This window comes from Vibrio sp. 1069, assembly GCF_033340555.1.
Window position 1 is genome coordinate 1 of record NZ_JAWOWP010000240.1, and the last position, 810, is coordinate 810.

The 810-nt window shown below is 46.5% G+C and carries 1 protein-coding gene; it reads left to right on the forward strand.

Annotation, left to right across the window (positions count from 1 at the left end):
- On the forward strand, positions 1-810 hold an 810-nt coding region (gene dnaG, locus R7040_RS25720; RefSeq protein ID WP_318097464.1), incomplete at both ends, for a DNA primase.

Sequence of the window (810 nt, forward strand, 5' to 3'; positions counted from 1 at the left end):
AGTGAAAAACGCAGCCTATACGATTTAATGGGTAGCATTGCCCAGTTTTACCGTAACCAACTCAAACAACCTTCGAGCAAGGTCGCGATTGAATACCTAAAAGACCGTGGCCTATCTGGTGAAGTCGTTCAGAAATTTGGCATTGGTTATGTGGCTGACGAATGGGATTTAGTCCGTAAAAACTTCGGCCAGAATAAAGACAATCAAGACATGCTTGTCACTGGCGGCATGCTGATTGAAAACGACAAAGGCAACCGTTATGACCGCTTTCGTGGTCGTATTATGTTTCCAATTCGTGACCGTCGTGGTCGAGTAATTGGCTTTGGTGGTCGAGTACTTGGTGAAGGTACGCCAAAATATCTCAACTCACCGGAAACGCCAATATTCCATAAAGGCAAAGAGCTTTATGGCCTGTACGAAGTGTTACAAGCGCATCGTGAACCAGCACAAATTTTGGTGGTTGAAGGCTATATGGACGTTGTCGCTCTGGCTCAATACGGCGTAGATTATTCCGTCGCGTCGCTAGGCACCTCGACAACGGGCGATCATATTCAAATGTTGTTCCGCCAAACCAATACCGTGGTGTGTTGTTACGATGGCGACCGAGCAGGTAAAGAAGCGGCATGGCGAGCGTTAGAAAACGCACTTCAATTCCTCAAAACCGGGAACACATTGAAGTTCTTATTCTTACCTGATGGGGAAGACCCAGACAGCTACGTTCGTAAATACGGCAAAGCCGCGTTCGAGCAACAAATAGAACAAGCGACACCACTATCGAGCTACCTTTTTGACAACTTGATTGAGTTACAC